Source organism: Urechidicola vernalis, from assembly GCF_031846385.1.
Classification (GTDB): Bacteria; Bacteroidota; Bacteroidia; order Flavobacteriales; family Flavobacteriaceae; genus Urechidicola; species Urechidicola vernalis.
In genome coordinates this window covers 1-259 of the sequence record NZ_JAVRHV010000032.1, presented here as the reverse complement: position 1 = coordinate 259, position 259 = coordinate 1, and the positions used below count along the sequence as shown (strand labels likewise).

At 39.0% G+C, this 259-nt stretch carries 1 protein-coding gene; it reads right to left on the bottom strand.

The window, feature by feature from the left end:
• On the bottom strand, positions 1 to 259 hold a 259-nt coding region (locus RM519_RS13980; protein WP_311594444.1), incomplete at both ends, for an HYR-like domain-containing protein.

The window sequence follows — 259 nt, the reverse complement described above, 5'->3', positions numbered from 1 at the left end:
TGAACCATTACATGCCGGTGTTAATGAAACATCTGGCGTAGGTGTTGCTAAAGTAACTCCACAATTATCCACAACTGTAGGTGGTGTAGGTGTTACAACATCGCCTATACCCGTTACTGTCATAAATCCATTTGCTGGTAAAGTAAAGGCTAATAAGTCAATTGTATAAGTATAGGTATATACCGAAACATTGCCCGCACAATCTGTATAAGTAAACGTATAAATCTTATCTCCCTCACAAACTGGATCCGTATTCTCC